Here is a 16760-nt window from a genome sequence, read left to right as displayed (position 1 = left end):
TGTCTATATTTCGTACTACTCTTATGTGCATGTTGCGACCAAGATTAAAGACTATTTTAATTCGATTTACAATCCTTGTGACGCTCGCAATCATCGCGGGTCTTGGGGTTGGTGTTTATTCCTATTTCTCTCTCGAAAAAGAGATGTCACAGAAGCTTGAATCCAAACGCTTCATTGTGCCCACAGAATACTATGCAGGTCCGCGGGTGTTCAGCGTTCGCAATAGTTCCAACTCTGAGATTGTGGAAAACGCGTTCTTAAAGCAAAACTTCCGTCGGCGCGACTATGATCAACGTCTTTTACAGGGAGATTACTTTCTTGCGACCCGTGAGCAATGCAGCGCGCGCCTGCAATTGCAACTTGATGAAAACCAAGTCGGCTGTTTTGCCTGGGTGAACAAAGATGTTGAAACTGACAAAGTCGATAGTTCTATTCAGGTTTTGGTTTTTCAGAACGACAACACTATCTCGAAAATCCTGCTTGGCGCACCTTTCCAGGAAGTTCCCTCCGCTTTCGGCGAAGCACCTCTTTTGGCGCAGTACATTGGTAACGAACCTTTAATGCAAAAAACCGTGACATTGGGTGAAGTACCACCGACTTGCTCCAACGCGATCATGGCCATTGAAGACGCCCAGTTTCTAGAACACGGCGGGATTAGCATAAAAGGCATCATGCGTGCGATCGTAAAAAACATCACTACGGGTCGCAAAGAGGGTGGCAGCACCATTACTCAGCAGTTGGTTAAGAATTATTTTTTAACCAGCGAACGAACGTTCAAAAGAAAATACAATGAATTCATCATGTCGATCCTGTTGGAATCGCGCTTTAACAAAGATGAAATTCTTGAGACCTATCTGAACGTGATCTATATGGGACAAAACGGCCCCTTCCAAGTTCGCGGTTACGGTGCAGCCGCTCGTTACTACTTTAATAAGGAACTGAGCGATCTGGAACTTCATGAGTGTTCTTTGTTAGCTGCAATCGTAAACAGTCCGGGTCTTTACAATCCTTTCAAAAAACCTGCAAATGCAGAACGCCGTCGTCGTTTGGTTTTGGATAAAATGAAGGGCTTGGACTTTATCACGGAATCGCAGATGGCAGAGGCCGCGAAAGCTTCACTTCCGTCAGCTCCGGTGACATTAGCGACCGAAACAGCTCCCTACTATTTAGATGCCGTTCGTAAGCAATTGGACTCTTTAAAAATTCCTGTTGAAGGTTTGCGTATTTACACAGCGTTGGATTTGGAAGCTCAACAAGCTGCTCAAGAATCTTTGCGCAATCACTTAGACAATCTTGAAAAATCCAATAAGCACATCAAGGGACTAAAGGAAAAAGGCAGTAGCCTTGAGGGCATCGTTCTTGTCGGCGACAATCGCTCTGGCTTAGTCAATGTTGTGGTCGGCGGTCGAAATTACAGAATGACTCAGTTTAATCGCGCCATCGATGGTCATCGTCAGGTCGGATCCACGATGAAACCATTCGTTTATCTAACAGCATTAATGAACGAAACCCCAGAGGGAAAACCATTCTCCCCGATCACGCTTTTGAACGATGAAAAACAGTCCATCAAGTATGAAGGTCAAACATGGGCGCCGGAAAATTATGGCAAAAAATATTACGGCCAAGTTCCGATGTTTTACGCACTAAAAAATTCCATGAATGCGGCGACGGTAAACCTAGGCATGCAAGTGGGTCTTGGTAACATCGTCGATATCGCTCATAAATTCGGCGTGGATTCAGAATTAAAAGCTTTTCCATCTCTGACTCTGGGTGCATTTGAAATGTATCCGCGGGAGGTCTTACAAAGCTATATGACCATCGCCAACATGGGACTTCGTAAAGATATTTCCTTTGTTCGCAAAGCACTAAACGCTGACGGCAAAGAAGTGTACACTTTCAACCCGAATGATCGCCAAGTCGAAGACCCGGCAACCGTTGCAAGCCTGATCAGCATGATGAAACAAGTCATCATTTCTGGCTCGGGTCGCGCGATTCCTTTAAACGGATTTACAAACCCCGCGGCTGGTAAAACTGGAACAACAAACGATAACAAAGATGCCTGGTTCAGTGGCTTTACACCTTACTTAACGACAATTGTTTGGGTGGGTTACGATAACAATCTTCAACATAAACTAACCGGCGCAAGCGGTGGTGTTCCCGTTTGGACAGACTTTATGAAGAAAATCGGCAGCCGTTATCCTGCCGATGATTTCGCATGGCCAGAAGGAACCGTGAAAGTGACTTTGGACGAAGATACTTTGAAAGCACTGAACGCAGTTCAAGCACCCTTTGATCCAACCTCTGTAGAATTGATTTTCAGAAAAGGCACCGAACCTTAAGCCCCAGGTAACAGTTCCCTTTTTTAGGAGCGCGTCTGCGCGATCCTAAAAAAGGGAACTGTTACCTAAGTACGATTTCTAAACCTTCGTGGGCGAAATCCCACTCGACTGTTGGGATTTGTTCATTATTAGATGCCAAGGCGCGAGCCACTGATTCATAGTACTCTCGTGTTTGACGACGTAGTTCTAAGACATGATCAGTGCGTGCGCCGGGATCATGATGCGCAAATAAAACACGCTTAATGCCTTCCCGGAAGGCGATCTCCAAACCAACTTGTGCAGCACTATGACCCCAGTTTGCTTTCTCGGCAAGCTCAGGCAATGTGTATTGAGCGTCGAAATACATCACATCGATATCTTGATATAACGGCAGATCAGCGCCCAGATCTTCTTGGGTTACACGCGTGCCTTCAGTATCCACACAGTGGGCGTATGATTTCCCGCCGGCTTCAACTTTAAATCCCCAACATGGATCTGGATGATCGAGCTGATAAGGTGTCACTTTAAATTCACCCACGTGAATAGGCTTACGAGGCTCCAAGACATGGAAGTGAATTTTCGCCTGCAAAGCCTCGAACGGAACTGGGAAGTACGGTTTTTTAAATAAACCGCGAATCAAAGATTCCAGTTCTGGTTGCACAGCATAGTAATGAATTTCTTCACCCGGAATAAAATGCGGAACAAAGAATGGCAAACCGATGACATGATCCCAATGAAAATGAGTCATGAAAATGTGGTAAGGACCTTTTTTGCGAGGCGCGGTGCCTTTAAGAATTCTTTCACTGATCGACCGAATTCCACTTCCACCATCGATGATAATTTGATCATTTCCATAATTAAGTTCAACACAAGTTGTGGCTGAACCGTAACCACCCACAACAGGAACTTCCTGCCCCCGAATGTACGAAGACACTTGGTGGGCACCATGATGACCACTCGAAAAAAAGTTCTGAAGAACCCCTTCGATGTGTTGCGCCCAAACTGTAGGTGGTGGAGACGACGGCAATGAGCCGCGAACGCCCCAGAATTTTATGGAGAATGACATACCCGTTTAGGATGCCTCAGAATAAACACGAAACAAATTAATATTTTGCGGAACGACCGACCTAGGTAGTGAGGTTTTCCCCTCTTAAAAGCACTTCCATTCAAAGGTGTGGCGCACCCGTCTAGTAAGGATTACTCGAATGGCGGTTCCTTTTGCACCCACTTGCAACACATCGCACCCAAATTACCAAACCTAAGTGTATGAAATCACTCGCAAAAATTTCCACCAGAAACTTCTGAAAGTGGTACGTCTATTGCTTAGTTCTGCCATATGGAAATTCGGAGACAAAATGACATCATTGCTTTTCGTGCGCCGGGGGAATCCCCCGTAGCTTTCCACGCGCGAAATCTTGAGGTCGCAGATATCTCCGAAGAGCTGTGGGGTGAGATGAACTCCCCGTCCGATGACTCCCTTCAGTCCGTCTTGATTGACTGGAATGACGAGATTAATCCCGATGTTACGACGACTCAAGTTGCTCGCGAAATCCGTTCGCTCACTATCAACGTTACTCAAATCTGCAACTTGAAATGTACTTATTGCGCCGCTGGTGGTGACGGTACATATGGTTCGCCACAAACAAAAATCAACATTGAAAAAACATTGCCGCAGTTAAAATTCTTTTTGGATCGTTTGCCCGATACCGGAATTTTCCGCATTAGCTTTATCGGTGGGGAGCCCCTGCTTTACCCAGAAGGCATTCGTGCGATTGCAAACTACGTAAAACTGATGACGGCAGGTCGCAATCTGACGACCCGATTCTCCATCGTGACGAATGGAACTTTGCTTACAGATGAAAACATCGCATTGCTGGAAGAAATCAAATGCAATGTCTCTGTCAGTATCGATGGGGCCGCTGAACGAAACGATGTCGCTCGTCCAATGAAAAACGGCCAAGGAAGCACTGCTGTTGTGATCGAAGGCTTGCACAAACTTTTTGCTCGCAAAGAAAAACTGGGATCGATCACTTTGCACGGTGTATTCACTGCCAGCAACAGGAACGTCGTTGAGGCTTACAAATTTTACTGCCAATTCCCGGCGGATGCCTACGAATTCACCTACAGCGTTTCGGATATGAATCAGGAAGCCAGCGATCTTTTCACACGCGAGATGACCCTGATCGCAGCGATGGCTTACAATGCTGGTGGAGAGGCCGCTTTACGCAAAATCAGCTTTTTTAATCGCGTCTTTCAAGCGTTGGATGAACAACGTCGTACAGAAAACTTCTGTGGTGCTGGAAAATCACTGTTAGTGGTGGATGCCCGCAATAACCTATTCACGTGCCCATGGGACGTGGGCAACAGCGCTGAAAAGGTCGGCCAAGGCACTGAGGTTTCACCACAGTCTCTGGATAAATACTCCCAAAACTTGATTGAACAAAACAACTGTCAGACCTGCTGGGCTCGTTTCCTGTGCGGCGGTGGCTGTATGTTCGTTCACAAAGAGGCTACAGGCTCTAAGAACCAAAAAAACGGTCAATTCTGCCAAAGACAGCGCAGCTTGGCCGCTACTGCAATTTTATACTTTAAAAAAAGTCGACAGACTGATAATCAAGAGGACAGTGAATATGGAAAACACTAAAAAAACTTCTACACACATCAAGAAAGTAAAGCCTCGCGGCAACGTACTTTCAACTATGCAAACTGCCGAAGACGGCTGCATCCCTGTTAAATAGCTCGGAGAAAACACCATTTAATGAAACTGCCAAGTCCATTCGAGGAAACCACAAACTCCTCGAAACCAGTGCAATACCGCGTTTACGCGATCAGAGCTATTTTAGCTATGATCATGGCGTTTCTTATTGCGCAGATCAATTTGGACTATCTTGAGTCTTGGCTTTACGACTTCCGCATTCGCTCCCGCTTATTCGACCGCACGTCAAACAAAATTGAATTGGTCTATATCAAACCGTCCACTGTTCAGGCATTCAAAGGACAACCGAACGCCAAAGACCAAACTGCCATTCTGATGAATCTGCTGGCGGCTCATCCGCGCGCGGTTGTTTATGACTTTGCGATCGATGAGGCTCAGGGCAGCGAGGAAGACAAACAGGAGTGGGCAAACCTTATCGTGCAAAGTACAAATGTGTACGTGGCAACTCCAGAAACACCACTTAAAGGCGAGGAAAGAAGCCTGTATTTGCCGCTTCCGTTCGATCATATCCGCAGAGTTCCCGCTCCGAAAACCTCGGACACCATCAACTTTGCCAAAGACCGTGTTACACGGCGTATGCTTTTGTCTTACCAAGATACCGTCATGCTGCCGGTGCAGCTAGCAGGGCTTTACAACCCTGACGTCTTAGACATCACAAATGTCCGTGGTTATTTTGATTTTTACGATACAAGACAATCCTTTATCGACTTCCGTAAACCTGGTTCGTTTCCATCATCCACATTCGATGATCTTGCCAATGGCAAAACGGACTGGGCAAAGTTTGAAGATAAAATCGTTATCATCGGTACAGACCTGAACATTAGCGAGTCCGATTACATCCTGACACCTTACAGCCGCATTCCTTCTGCAATGACCCGCATCGAAATGCAGGCAAATATCATCGATACTTTGATTCGCAACTCCAGTCCGTTGCGCATGCCTCACTATGTGAACTGGATTTTGCTGACGTTGATTTCCATTTTGGCAATTCAAATTGTTTTAAGTATGAGCCCCGCAATGGGTTTGATGATTTTAGTGGGAACTCTTTTAAGCTTCTCTATCATCTCGTTCACCTTGTTTTGGTTATTCGGATGGTGGATTACCATGGCCGCTCCCTTACTAGCAGGGTTCTTGGTTTATTACTTCTTTATCCCGTACCGACTGATTATCGAAAATCGTCGCAGCTGGGAGTACTATCAAAAAAATAAGATTTTAAGCCAAGTTGAGGAGCTTAAAACGAACTTCATTTCGATGATGTCCCATGATTTAAAAACACCGATCGCCCGCATCCAAGGGATGACCGATGTGATTTTATCAGATCAGGTTACTTTGAGTTCTCAGCAGCGCGAAGCAGTTGATACGATTAAACACTCCTCAGATGATTTGCTAAAGTTCATCAGTTCGATCTTGAACTACGGTAAAATTCAAAGCGAGGGTGTGGAACTGCACATGCAGTCCAAAGACATCAATAGCATTCTTCAAGAAGTCATTCGTAAACACGAGTTTTTGGCAAAAGTTAAACGCATTCAAATCGTTTCTGAGCTGGAGCCGCTGTTCCCTATTCCTATGGACCCAGATCTTATGAGGCAGGTCCTATCTAATTTGGTGGAAAACGCGATCAAGTACAGCCCAGATGACACGAAAATCCTGGTGACGAGTGAGGAAAAAGATAACTTTGTGGTCATTCAGGTCGCCGATCAGGGACCGGGAATTCCCGAAGATGAACTTAACAACATTTTCACAAAGTTTTTTAGAAGCAAAAACGTCAAGAGCACACAGATCAAAGGTTCGGGGTTGGGCCTTTACTTGGCTAAATATTTTACAGAACTGCACAAGGGACGCATCTTTGTGGAGTCAAAAGATGGAAAAGGTTCCACATTTACGGTAGAACTGCCGATGGAACAAGGGGGCACGAATGCTTAAGGTGTTGGTAGTAGACGACGATCAAGGTTTGAGACTGTCCGTTAAGACGGCCCTTGCTGCCACCCAACGATTTGAAATCGATGAAGCATTCGATGGCATCAACGCCATGGAAAAAATCAAAGCCGGTACGACTAAGTACGATCTTGTTCTGCTTGATGTCGATATGCCTCGCTTGAATGGCCTTGAGACTCTTCGTCAAATCAAAGAAATCGATCCAGGCATCATCGTGATGGTGATGACGGCTCACGCGACTTTAAACGATGCAGTTCAAGCTGTTAAAGATGGTGCTTACAACTATCTTTCTAAACCAGTTGCCAGCGATGAGTTGCTTGCCTTGATCGACAAAGCTGTGAACGCTCACAACTTGATTTCTAATATCGCATTCTCTGCACCAGTGATGGTTGAGGAAGGTCGCAAGATCATCGGTCACACCAGCCAAATGCAGAAAGTATTTAACATCATCCACCGTCTGGCTAAAGTTGATACGCCGGTATTAATCCGTGGTGCATCTGGTACCGGCAAAGAGCTGGTGGCTAAAGCCATCCACTTTAACTCTGCTCGCAAAGACGAAAAGTTCGTTGCGATTAACTGTTCTGCGATTCCAGAAAACTTGTTCGAGTCCGAACTTTTCGGTCACGAAAAAGGTTCTTTCACGGGTGCAGATCAACGTAAAATCGGGAAATTCCAATTCGCTGAGGGCGGCACTTTGTTCTTGGACGAAGTCGGTGACATGCCTCAGTTGATGCAAGTTAAAATCTTGCGCGTCCTTCAAGAAAAACTATTCACGCCCGTGGGTTCCAACCGCGAGTTCCCAACGAATGTGCGCATCATTGCTGCAACTAATAGACCTCTTGAGGACATGATCAAAGCCGGATCATTCCGTGAAGATTTGTTCTATCGCTTGAACGTAGTGCCAATATTCTTACCTGCGCTTCAAGAGCGCAAAGATGACCTTGAGCACATGATCAACATCTTTATTAAGAAGTTCAATCAGGCCCAAGGCAAACGCATCAATGGAATCACTCCCGACGCGATGGCGGTTTTGAAAAAGCATTCTTGGCCAGGGAACATCCGTGAACTTGAAAACGTGATCGAACACGCTTTCGTTTTGGAAACGAGCAACCTGATCACATTGGCTTCATTGCCCGAAGCTTTGTTGATTGCGACAGGCACAAATTTGATCGACCTTTCACCGTTTGAACAAGCGCAAAGCGTGGCTTCCGCAGGTATTGTCAAAGCCGCGGCAGCTCACCCGAACCTGGGCGATGACGATGAAACGTCTGGCAGTGATATCGACTCTCAAGACCTTGAAGGTGAAGAGATCGTTCCATACTCTGGTGAAAATTTGGACTTTAACGCCCAGAAAGAAGCGTTCGAGAAAGAGTTCATCATTAAGGCTCTTAAAACTTTCCGTGGTCGCATCAATCAGACAGCACTGCATGCGAACATTCCTAAAAAGACGTTGCTTCGTAAAATCGAAAAATACGGCATCGTTGCGAAAGATTACGCCAACTAAGACGCAGCAACAAGGCTTGTCAAATCGAGCAGTGGCGCCGCAAAAAGCACAACAGAAGGCCTTCCCAGCGGAGGGCCTTTTTTTATTTGCAAGAGAAACTTAAAAAGAAAAAATCGGTTTCTGCATCGCCTCTAGTTAATTCTTCGTCTATGAACGCCCAGATCTAGTATTGCACAATATTTCAGCACAATTTGTTTGTGATTAATGGCTACGACACATTGACTCGAAGTTATGAAGTTTGTAACTTCAGCCCTTCGACCCGGAGAAATTCTTTTACATGACTATGAACCCGTTGCCACCGCAGGCTTACACAAAAGAGACGCTGCTGAAAGCCTATCAATGGCTGATGTCGCAAAACTCGAATATCAAGGAGATCGCAACGACTCCTGATATGCTTGTAAGCCTCTATTTAAAGTCGATGCGCGATGGCGACAGTGCTTTGGAACGCCCAAGCATCAAGAATTTCAAATCTGAGTTGAAAAACCTGGCTGGATTGATGGGTGAATTGGACCGTCCTCAGCAGCAGCAGCAGCAGCAAACTCATGCCGTGGGTGCTACTTACCACCAGCAACCGCCGGCTCAACAAGTTTTGCCTGTCCAACCTCCACAACAACCGGCTTACCAACAACCGCCACCGGTACAAACTGTCGTGCAGACTCAAGTCATGCACTCAGCTCCGGCTGCAAACTCGCCCGTTATGGCGGCGCCTGCGATGCCTGCACAATCTCACCCGGTTTCTTACACCACAGACGTGATGGAGTTGTTTGATTGCGGCACTAAATCTATGATTCACGAAGTCAAAGACGAGTTCAATTTGAGTTCTGAACTAGAAGCCTTGCGCATGCTGATAAAAATCGGTTATGTGAAGTCTAAAGGCATGTTAAAGTAATAAGAACGAGGCCCCTACATGAAGAAAAAATACATCTGGCTTGCTGCGATTGCTGGGTTCTTGATTGCTTTAGATCAAGTTATCAAGCTTTACGTTCACACACACTTTCACTTGGGTGAATCCGTGGTCGTGATCCCTAACTTCTTTAATCTAACTTACGTAAGAAACTTTGGTGCGGCCTTTGGATTTCTGGCTGAAAGCCATCCTTCGTTCCGCGAATTGTTCTTCCTGAGCATGCCGCCGATCGCTTTGATCATTATCTTGGGCATCCTTCGCGGAGTTAAAGACGACGATACGAAACAGATCATTGCTCTTTCTAGTATCTTTGGTGGCGCGATTGGAAACTATATCGATCGTATCCGTTTCCGTTATGTGATCGACTTTTTGGATTTCCACCTTTATGGCAAGTGGAGCTGGCCCGCATTCAACGTTGCCGACATGGCCATCGTTGGCGGAGTGGGGCTTCTGCTTCTGTTGATGTTCATTGAGAACAGCAAAAAGAAAGAACAAGAAAAAGGCGCTTAACAGGCGCCTTTTTTATTTGTAACTGCGCCGATGGTCTTGGTTGAAAGTCAGCACGACTATTTGTTCGGAATGTTCTTACGAAGCTTGCGCTGCAAGCTCTGACGATGAAGCCCCAGCTTTTTAGCGGCCTGAGTGATGTTCCCATTGGAAGTATTCAATACGTAATCGATATACTCTCTCTCCATTCGCGCCAAAGAAATCTCTGCCTCATCTTTGGGGACCGTCGCTGCGGCAGCAGCGTCTTCCTCTGCAAAGGCTCTAACGATCATATCAGGCGTTACGGGCTTCGCCAGAAAGTTTTCCGCACCCAATTGCATTGATTTTACTGCAGAGGCGACCGATCCAAACCCGCTCATCATCACAATGCGCACACCCGGGAATTTCGCGTTTAACAAATTGATAAAGTCCAAGCCGTTATCGTTGCCGACGCGTAAATCCAACAAGATTCCATCTGGTGGATGGACTCTTTCTAAATCCGGAAGCTCTGCAAAGCTTTGTACAGCGAAATCGCGTTCTTCCAGTTCTTGATGCAAAACCTCGCGCAGGCGGGTGTCGTCTTCGATCATCAAAATATTTTTCACACGCTTTTTCATACCGACTCCTCATAGGGAATGGACAAGCGAGCCGTGGCCCCTTTGCCCGAGGTATTGTTACTAAGGCTGAATTCGCCACCCATGGATTGAGCGGTCATCATCGCGGAATAGACTCCCAAACCATTGCCGTTTTGTTTATTTGTATTAAAAGGCTCCCCCAGACGTTCAATGATTTCAGGGGAAACTCCGGAACCAGCATCGACAATCTCGATGACAACCTCTTGGTCGTTTTCAAAAACTCGTAAAGAGATTTCTGAAGCTGTGGGCGAAGCTTCTTTTGCATTATCCAAAAGATCCAACACGGCCTGTGCAAACGACAAAGGTTGCAAGCGACAGTAAACTTGGGAAGCCGTCCACTCTTTATGTAGAGTCACCTTGTTATCGATCTCCCAAGAATGGACAATATCTTTTAACACGGAATGAATGTTGAGTTTTTGCAATTCCCCATCCGTGGCAGAGGAAGTGAAAACACCTGCCATCTTTTGAAAGATTGAAATGCATTCATCCAACGACATCTGAGCTTGCTGAATCTCGCTGTGGGCTGCAACGGGGTCACCCAGTTTACGAACGCCGCGATCCAGACGCAGCTTTAAAGAGTTTAACGGAGTCGCCATCTCGTGGGAAAATCCAGCGGCTAATGCTCCCAAAGATTTCAAGCGATCAGCGCGATGCTGGCGATTTTGCAAACTGCGAATTCGCTCTTCTTGTTTTTCCAGTAAACCCGAAAACAAATGTGCAACGAACCATGCACCAATTACCACCACCCACTGAAATAGGAATTGGAAATACATTTCACTGCGATTCACGTTGATGGTCACGGCCAAGTCTTTATTTGTTTCCGTTTGCAAAATGGCTAGCAGTCCCAGAATGACGGCAGCAAACACATAACTGCGCTTGGTTCTTAAAAGCATGCCACCCAGAAATGCGTGCAAAGTCAGAATAAAAATAAATGGATTTGCTGCAGATCCACTTACGAACAACAAACCAGTCACTGCCAACAAATCGACCAACAGCTGAACAAACAGTAAGGACTGCTCCTTAGCGGAGCTTGTTTTGCTCCAAATACCTTGGGTCATACCATTGAATACGGCCAACAAAGCAATCACAGCCATAAAGTAAAAAAGCTGCTCTCTTAAAAGATATCCCGCCTGCAGCAGAGGTACCGTGCCCACCATCATAAATATGATAGCAATCCAACGGAACCGGACGATCCCTTGAAGCAGTGACGAAGAGTCAGGCCAAAATGACTTTATCAGCGAGGAAGACATGGGCTGTTCATAGTCCAGAGCGACAGCCACAGCAAGCACAAGCCACACTCTGCAACCATCCGCTGCGCTGACGCAGTGACGCATTTCATTTGGTTTTCTAATTGCAAATTACTTGCGTTTAATAATTCCCCGCGATAGATGCTAACGTCGGAGGAAACGAATGATGAAGTCTCTTTTGCTTTTAGCTCTGTGCTTGGCTGGCACTGCAGCGCACGCGCAAAATGCGCCACCCTTAGTTCAAAACTTGAATTTTTCTGCTGCATTGGATGTCACCGCCCCCATCGGCTTAGATGATTACTCGAATAATAAATTAGGAATTCGCTCTGCAGAGTTCATGCTTTATGCTCCCGTCGACACGACTTTCGAAGCCATGATCAACTTTGCCGCTCATAATGAAGATGGCGAGTATCACGCAGAAGTTCATGAAGGTTACATCTCTTCTTCGAAATTGATTCCGAATCTGCGCTTTAAGCTGGGTATGTTTTTCCTAGGTGTGGGCCGTCTGAACCAATTCCATCAACATGATTGGCCTTTTATCACGGCGCCAAAAGTTCAAGCAGAGTTTTTCGGTGATGAAGGTATTCATGACACTGGCCTTGAATTTACATATATACTTCCGACGGATTCTTACTGGGACATTACGTTCGGAGTAACTGACGGCTATCAAATGGGCGAAGAAGATCACGGCGATCATTCACATGCCGTCACTGAAAGACCCAATGCTCCCATCCACTATATTCGCCCCTCGACGTTCATCGATTTGGGTGACAACAGTGGCTTACAAATTGGTTTGAATTATTTCGGCCAAACAGATGCTCATGGTTTGCAAACTCAACTGAGCGGTCTTGATTTCGTCTATAAGAAAAAAGAAGGAAACTACAACCGTTGGTTGTTCCAATCTGAAATCTGGAATCGTGTTCAGAACAGCGATACGACGGAGCGTTCGAACCAAATCGGCGCTTATTTCTATCCAGAATATGGTTTTAATGCTCGCTGGTTTGCCGGACTTCGCGTGGATGCTTTCACGGATATGAGTCTTAAATTTGACGACGGTGAAAAGCGTGACAATTTGGATTACGCCTTTGTTCCAACTGTTAGCTATAAAAACTCCGAATTTGTAACTTGGCGCTTAGCCTACACTCACGAAGTGAATAATGTTGCCATGGAAGCCGATCAAATCAATCGCGTGATTGAACTTCAATTTATCGCGATCTTGGGTGCGCATCCTGCGCATGCATTCTAGAGGTGTATGATGAAAAATATTTTATCTTTGTTTCTAGTTCTTTTTTCCATCAATGCGTTTGCTAAAGTAAAAGTTGTCACGACTTTGCCAGATATCGCTGAAATAGTGAAAGCCATTGGACAAGATAAAGTGGAAGTGTCCACTTTGCTAAGTGGTGGAACTGATCCGCATTTTGCTGATGCTCGCCCCGATTATATTTTGAAAGTAAATCGCGCAGACGTCGTTTGCGCGGTCGGATTGGATTTGGAAATCGGTTGGTTGCCAAAAGTTATGGAAAAAGCAGCCAATGCTAAAGTTCAATCCGGGGGCCCGGGCTTCTGCGAATTAGGTAAAGCCATCAAACCTTTAGAGATTCCAACGGGCGTCATCAATCGCTCCTTGGGGGATGTGCATCCTCATGGCAATCCTCATTTCACGTTGGACCCTTTGAAAGTGGCGGAGAGCGGAGCTGAGGTTGTGCGTGTGCTGACTGCGGCGGACGAAGCCAATGCAGGGGTTTACCAGAAAAATTATGATGCATTCAAAAAACAGATGGAAAATCTGCATGCACAAATGAAAGCCAAAGTTAAAAAAGTCAAAGTGATGGAGTATCACAAAGAATTCACTTACTTCTTTAATTCATACGGTCTTGAATCTGCCGGATCTTTAGAGGAAAAACCGGGAATGCCACCTTCGGCGACTCGTATTGCTCAAGTGGCAAAAACGGCTCAAGCTAATAAAGTTCAAGTTTTGTTTGCTACAGCATCTGCTCCGCACCAAACATTGGAAAGATTCACGGAGCTATCAGGAATTCCTGTTGTCACTGTGCCTTCCTATGTTCAATCATCAGGTGACGCAAAGTCGATTGAAGCTTTGCAAAACCTGTTGGTAAAATCTATTCCATGAAAAAGCTTTTGAGCGTTTCAAATCTTCAAGCCCTGAGCAAATCGGGCACAAAATTGTCCCCTGCAGTGAACTTTGACCTTCACTCAGGGGAAATTCTTTTTCTGCGCGGTGAAAACGGTGCCGGAAAAAGTACGATCCTAAAAACGCTCTTAAAGCTTCACGGATATTACTCTGGCAAATTTGAATTCGCCGTTAAAAATCAAGAGATCGAGTACCTGCCCCAGCTAGGTAATTTAAACTTTCATTTGCCTCTGACTTTGGGAGATATGTTAGGTGCCCAAACTCATTCACCCCTGCTTGCAGGTCTTGATTTGAATAAAAAGTGGAATACGGCCAGCGGTGGCGAACGCCAAAAGATTTTGTTTTCAGCTGCTCTTGCTAAAAAACCGAAAGTCTTGATCTTGGATGAGCCCTTCAATCACGTAGACAAAGACGCAGGCCATCTACTTGAACAAGGGTTGATACAATTCCTTAATCAAAATCCAGACAGTGCTCTGATATTGGTATCCCATCGTACGTTGACTAACAATGATCCGCGCATGCGTTTCTTGGAGATTCAATGAAGGAGTTTGTATCACTGCTTGCGATTTATAAGTGGTCTCTTCCGGCCAGCACCATTATGGCCGGAGCGCTTTGTTTGATTGGAGCGCAATGGACGGCTCGTGAAAAAAGCTCGCAGATCTTTGTTTTAGGCCAGGGCTCCTCATTGGGTATTGTTCTGGGATTGGTTCTGAACATTTTAATGGGAACAGATTTTCACTGGTTAAGTCTTGCAGGCGGCCTGGGTGTGGGCGCAATCACTCTGGCATTATCCGATTTAATGATTCAAAGAAAATCAGATCGCAATCATATTTATCTAACATTGTTCGTTTTATTCTTGTCTCTGACTTATTTGATGACTTCCCTGACGCCGTCTTTGGAAAGCCATATGGCTGCTGCTTATTTCGGTGATCTCGCGGTAATGAGTGACAATGCCGCGATCATTTCTATGATTGCAGCGATCGCCTTTATCGTATTTATGCTTTCAAGCTGGCGGGCACTGACTCAGATCAGCTTTCAATTGGTCAACCAAAGCTGGATTCACCGAGACTGGAAAAATCGAATCTTTGATATTGGTACGTTAATAATTACGACATTAGCAATTCAAAGTATGGGCTATCTGTTCACGATGGGTTCTTTGTTCATCGCAACCAGCTTTGCCTCTCAGCGCAGCCGCAATTTAAACAGTTACACACAGCGAGTGCTGATTATTTCAGTTTTAGGTTGTCTGCTGGGATTTATGATTTCTTTATTATCAACGAATCTGCCCACAGTTCCTTGTGTGATGCTGGGACAGATTCTGGTGGGAATGATCTCTTACGCAAAGAAATAGTGGAAAGACGGTTGAGCCATGCGCTTTTGGCCGTCCAAATTGAACAGACAAATAACTTCTGTGCGCACACCCGGCTTCACATTGAAAATCGTCAAATCTGAATTTTCAATAATCTGATGCAATCCGCGACCGGCTCCCCCTTTAGAGGTATTTAAGCTGCCCGCTGTTCCGTTATAGCAAGTTTGCAAATAATCTATAATTACATCTCTTTGCAAAGCGCCAAATGGGTCCACCACTGCAACAGCAGCCAACACACCATCCGTCGCATATCTAAAAACAGATTGCTGATGCGTCTCTAATTGAACTTCTTGCTTACGGCTGACGTGATTGAATAAGGCCTTACCCTGGGAATCCACTGGAGCATCATAGATCGCGTTCATCAACATCTCTTCAGCGACCGTATTTACACGATCAATGACAGAGCTACGAACACCTGCTTTTTTCAGGTAACCACACATATCATCGCGAAGCTGCTCGCGTTGACCTGAATGGGTTACCACTTTCTTTTGTACATCCACACCCCACGTAAGGTATTTGTCGATGCCAAAAAGATCTTTATTCAAAAGTTTACCCAAAGCTGTTAATACAAAGCGAATTGTCGCATTTTTGTCTTCAGCATCGCGGGATATAATATTCTTTACGAAGCGATTGTTTAAAAGAACACCCAAATTCCCTTGCACGTCATAGCTTGTCAGCAAGATCACGTTAGGGCTTAGTTTCTTTTCTTCGACTTGGCGAAGAACATCAACGCTGATGTCCCCACCGACGACGACGTCGTATTTATTTTCTTTTAAAAGCTCTTGGGCTTGAGCTGCATCCGCCGCGATATCCAATTGAACACCCGTGGAACCCAATGCCATTTTTAGGGGAACTTGCTGTTTCTTATCAGGTTCGATCAACAAAACACGACCACCAGCTCCACGTTGCAAAGCATTTTGAGCTTCGTGCAATTCGCGGTTCAAAATTTCAAACAGACGAGCCTTTTCATTGGTCTTAATCAAACGCTCTGTCAAAATCATGCAATAGATTTGATAAAGCAAAGCTTGGAAGCGATCTTTATCTTTAGGATGAACGTGAGCAAAATCTTCGTCTTTAATCACGTAGCAGCTAGTTTCAGTCACAGCTTTTACAGATGTGGATGCAGGATTTGTAGTGATCACACTCATCTCTCCCCACACCTCTCCAGGTGTATCGAAAGAGGCCAGCACTTCACCTGCCAAAGATATTTCCAATTTTCCTGATCTTAAAAAGTAAAGATTGCGATTGGTTTGGCCTTCTTTCAGAACCACCGTCCCAGCAGGGAACACTTCATTGTGCATCATGGCTGCTACTTGCAATAACAAGTCGGTGCTGAATGATTTAAAAAAGGAATAGCCCTTAATTTCCTGAACTATATCTGCTGGGTGCATTTTCATATGCTACAATTATGTAGTCAGACATCTGTATATGGTAGTTTAGCTTGATAATTCTTCGGAATTTTTCAAAAATTAAGTCCATCGTCGGTGTTAGGAG

The 16760-nt window shown here is 45.3% G+C and carries 14 protein-coding genes; 10 read left to right on the top strand and 4 right to left on the bottom strand.

Translation table 11 applies throughout. The features are described 5' to 3' along the window. The first annotated feature begins 77 nt into the window (after positions 1-77). Complete coding sequence (locus B9G69_RS17175) at positions 78-2339, top strand: transglycosylase domain-containing protein (RefSeq protein WP_254916976.1); 2262 nt, start codon at positions 78-80, stop codon at positions 2337-2339. A gap of 61 nt (positions 2340-2400) precedes the next feature. Here B9G69_RS17175 and B9G69_RS17170 read toward each other — a convergent pair whose 3' ends face one another. Then, complete coding sequence (locus tag B9G69_RS17170) at positions 2401-3384, bottom strand: MBL fold metallo-hydrolase (protein ID WP_088616498.1); 984 nt, start codon at positions 3382-3384, stop codon at positions 2401-2403. A 270-nt stretch (positions 3385-3654) separates the two neighbouring features. Here B9G69_RS17170 and B9G69_RS17165 point away from each other — a divergent pair, with 270 nt between their 5' ends. From B9G69_RS17165 to lspA, 5 genes are all read left to right on the top strand, one after another. Then, on the top strand, positions 3655-4962 hold the full coding sequence (locus B9G69_RS17165) for a radical SAM/SPASM domain-containing protein (protein WP_088616499.1): 1308 nt from the start codon (positions 3655-3657) through the stop codon (positions 4960-4962). Positions 4963-5076: 114 nt separating this feature from the next. Beyond that, entirely contained in the window at positions 5077-6957 is a 1881-nt protein-coding gene (locus tag B9G69_RS17160; protein ID WP_265437866.1) for a CHASE2 and HATPase_c domain-containing protein, read from the top strand. Beyond that, on the top strand, positions 6950-8473 hold the full coding sequence (locus B9G69_RS17155) for a sigma-54-dependent transcriptional regulator (RefSeq protein ID WP_088616501.1): 1524 nt from the start codon (positions 6950-6952) through the stop codon (positions 8471-8473). The genes B9G69_RS17160 and B9G69_RS17155 overlap by 8 nt, the downstream gene beginning before the upstream one ends. 277 nt (positions 8474-8750) lie before the next feature. Beyond that, a complete protein-coding gene (locus tag B9G69_RS17150) occupies positions 8751-9362 on the top strand; it encodes a hypothetical protein (RefSeq protein WP_088616502.1) in 612 nt (203 codons plus the stop codon). An 18-nt stretch (positions 9363-9380) separates the two neighbouring features. Next, on the top strand, positions 9381-9887 hold the full coding sequence (gene lspA / locus B9G69_RS17145) for a signal peptidase II (RefSeq protein ID WP_088616503.1): 507 nt from the start codon (positions 9381-9383) through the stop codon (positions 9885-9887). A gap of 56 nt (positions 9888-9943) precedes the next feature. On the opposite strand, the gene B9G69_RS17140 is transcribed toward lspA, so the two are convergent. Next, positions 9944-10480: a response regulator transcription factor gene (locus B9G69_RS17140; protein ID WP_088616504.1), complete on the bottom strand. Its 537-nt coding sequence runs from the start codon at positions 10478-10480 to the stop codon at positions 9944-9946. Continuing rightward, on the bottom strand, positions 10477-11658 hold the full coding sequence (locus B9G69_RS17135) for a sensor histidine kinase (RefSeq protein WP_254916977.1): 1182 nt from the start codon (positions 11656-11658) through the stop codon (positions 10477-10479). Before B9G69_RS17135 ends, B9G69_RS17140 begins: the two co-directional genes overlap by 4 nt. 250 nt (positions 11659-11908) lie before the next feature. Between B9G69_RS17135 and B9G69_RS17130 the strand changes: the two genes are divergently transcribed. Genes B9G69_RS17130 through B9G69_RS17115 form a run of 4 tightly spaced genes read left to right on the top strand, consistent with a single transcriptional unit; the run spans position 11909 to position 15248 of the window. Continuing rightward, positions 11909-12991, top strand: a complete 1083-nt coding sequence (locus tag B9G69_RS17130; protein ID WP_254916978.1) for a hypothetical protein — start codon at positions 11909-11911, stop codon at positions 12989-12991. A 6-nt stretch (positions 12992-12997) separates the two neighbouring features. Next, complete coding sequence (locus B9G69_RS17125; RefSeq protein WP_265437865.1) at positions 12998-13876, top strand: metal ABC transporter substrate-binding protein; 879 nt, start codon at positions 12998-13000, stop codon at positions 13874-13876. Further along, complete coding sequence (locus B9G69_RS17120) at positions 13873-14439, top strand: ATP-binding cassette domain-containing protein (protein WP_088616506.1); 567 nt, start codon at positions 13873-13875, stop codon at positions 14437-14439. The genes B9G69_RS17125 and B9G69_RS17120 overlap by 4 nt, the downstream gene beginning before the upstream one ends. Next, positions 14436-15248, top strand: coding sequence for a metal ABC transporter permease (locus tag B9G69_RS17115; protein ID WP_088616507.1), 813 nt, complete (start codon positions 14436-14438; stop codon positions 15246-15248). The genes B9G69_RS17120 and B9G69_RS17115 overlap by 4 nt, the downstream gene beginning before the upstream one ends. Here B9G69_RS17115 and B9G69_RS17110 read toward each other — a convergent pair. Next, entirely contained in the window at positions 15233-16663 is a 1431-nt protein-coding gene (locus B9G69_RS17110) for a cyclic nucleotide-binding domain-containing protein (RefSeq protein WP_088616508.1), read from the bottom strand. The two genes, B9G69_RS17115 and B9G69_RS17110, sit on opposite strands and share 16 nt — an antisense overlap. Positions 16664-16760 lie beyond the last annotated feature (97 nt).

Source organism: Bdellovibrio sp. SKB1291214, from assembly GCF_002209355.2.
GTDB lineage: Bacteria > Bdellovibrionota > Bdellovibrionia > Bdellovibrionales > Bdellovibrionaceae > Bdellovibrio.
The sequence above is the reverse complement of the archived record's forward strand: the minus strand, read 5'-3'. Positions and strand labels throughout refer to the sequence as shown.

Coding starts and splice junctions, on each gene's coding strand:
- B9G69_RS17170 (WP_088616498.1), bottom strand. CDS start 3,384: ATGTCATTCTCCATAAAATTCTGGGGCGTTCGCGGCTCATTGCCGTCG.
- lspA (WP_088616503.1), top strand. CDS start 9,381: ATGAAGAAAAAATACATCTGGCTTGCTGCGATTGCTGGGTTCTTGATT.
- B9G69_RS17140 (WP_088616504.1), bottom strand. CDS start 10,480: ATGAAAAAGCGTGTGAAAAATATTTTGATGATCGAAGACGACACCCGC.
- B9G69_RS17130 (WP_254916978.1), top strand. CDS start 11,909: ATGATGAAGTCTCTTTTGCTTTTAGCTCTGTGCTTGGCTGGCACTGCA.
- B9G69_RS17135 (WP_254916977.1), bottom strand. CDS start 11,658: ATGATGGTGGGCACGGTACCTCTGCTGCAGGCGGGATATCTTTTAAGA.
- B9G69_RS17110 (WP_088616508.1), bottom strand. CDS start 16,663: ATGAAAATGCACCCAGCAGATATAGTTCAGGAAATTAAGGGCTATTCC.
- B9G69_RS17115 (WP_088616507.1), top strand. CDS start 14,436: ATGAAGGAGTTTGTATCACTGCTTGCGATTTATAAGTGGTCTCTTCCG.
- B9G69_RS17160 (WP_265437866.1), top strand. CDS start 5,077: ATGAAACTGCCAAGTCCATTCGAGGAAACCACAAACTCCTCGAAACCA.
- B9G69_RS17120 (WP_088616506.1), top strand. CDS start 13,873: ATGAAAAAGCTTTTGAGCGTTTCAAATCTTCAAGCCCTGAGCAAATCG.
- B9G69_RS17125 (WP_265437865.1), top strand. CDS start 12,998: ATGATGAAAAATATTTTATCTTTGTTTCTAGTTCTTTTTTCCATCAAT.
- B9G69_RS17165 (WP_088616499.1), top strand. CDS start 3,655: ATGGAAATTCGGAGACAAAATGACATCATTGCTTTTCGTGCGCCGGGG.
- B9G69_RS17150 (WP_088616502.1), top strand. CDS start 8,751: ATGACTATGAACCCGTTGCCACCGCAGGCTTACACAAAAGAGACGCTG.
- B9G69_RS17155 (WP_088616501.1), top strand. CDS start 6,950: ATGCTTAAGGTGTTGGTAGTAGACGACGATCAAGGTTTGAGACTGTCC.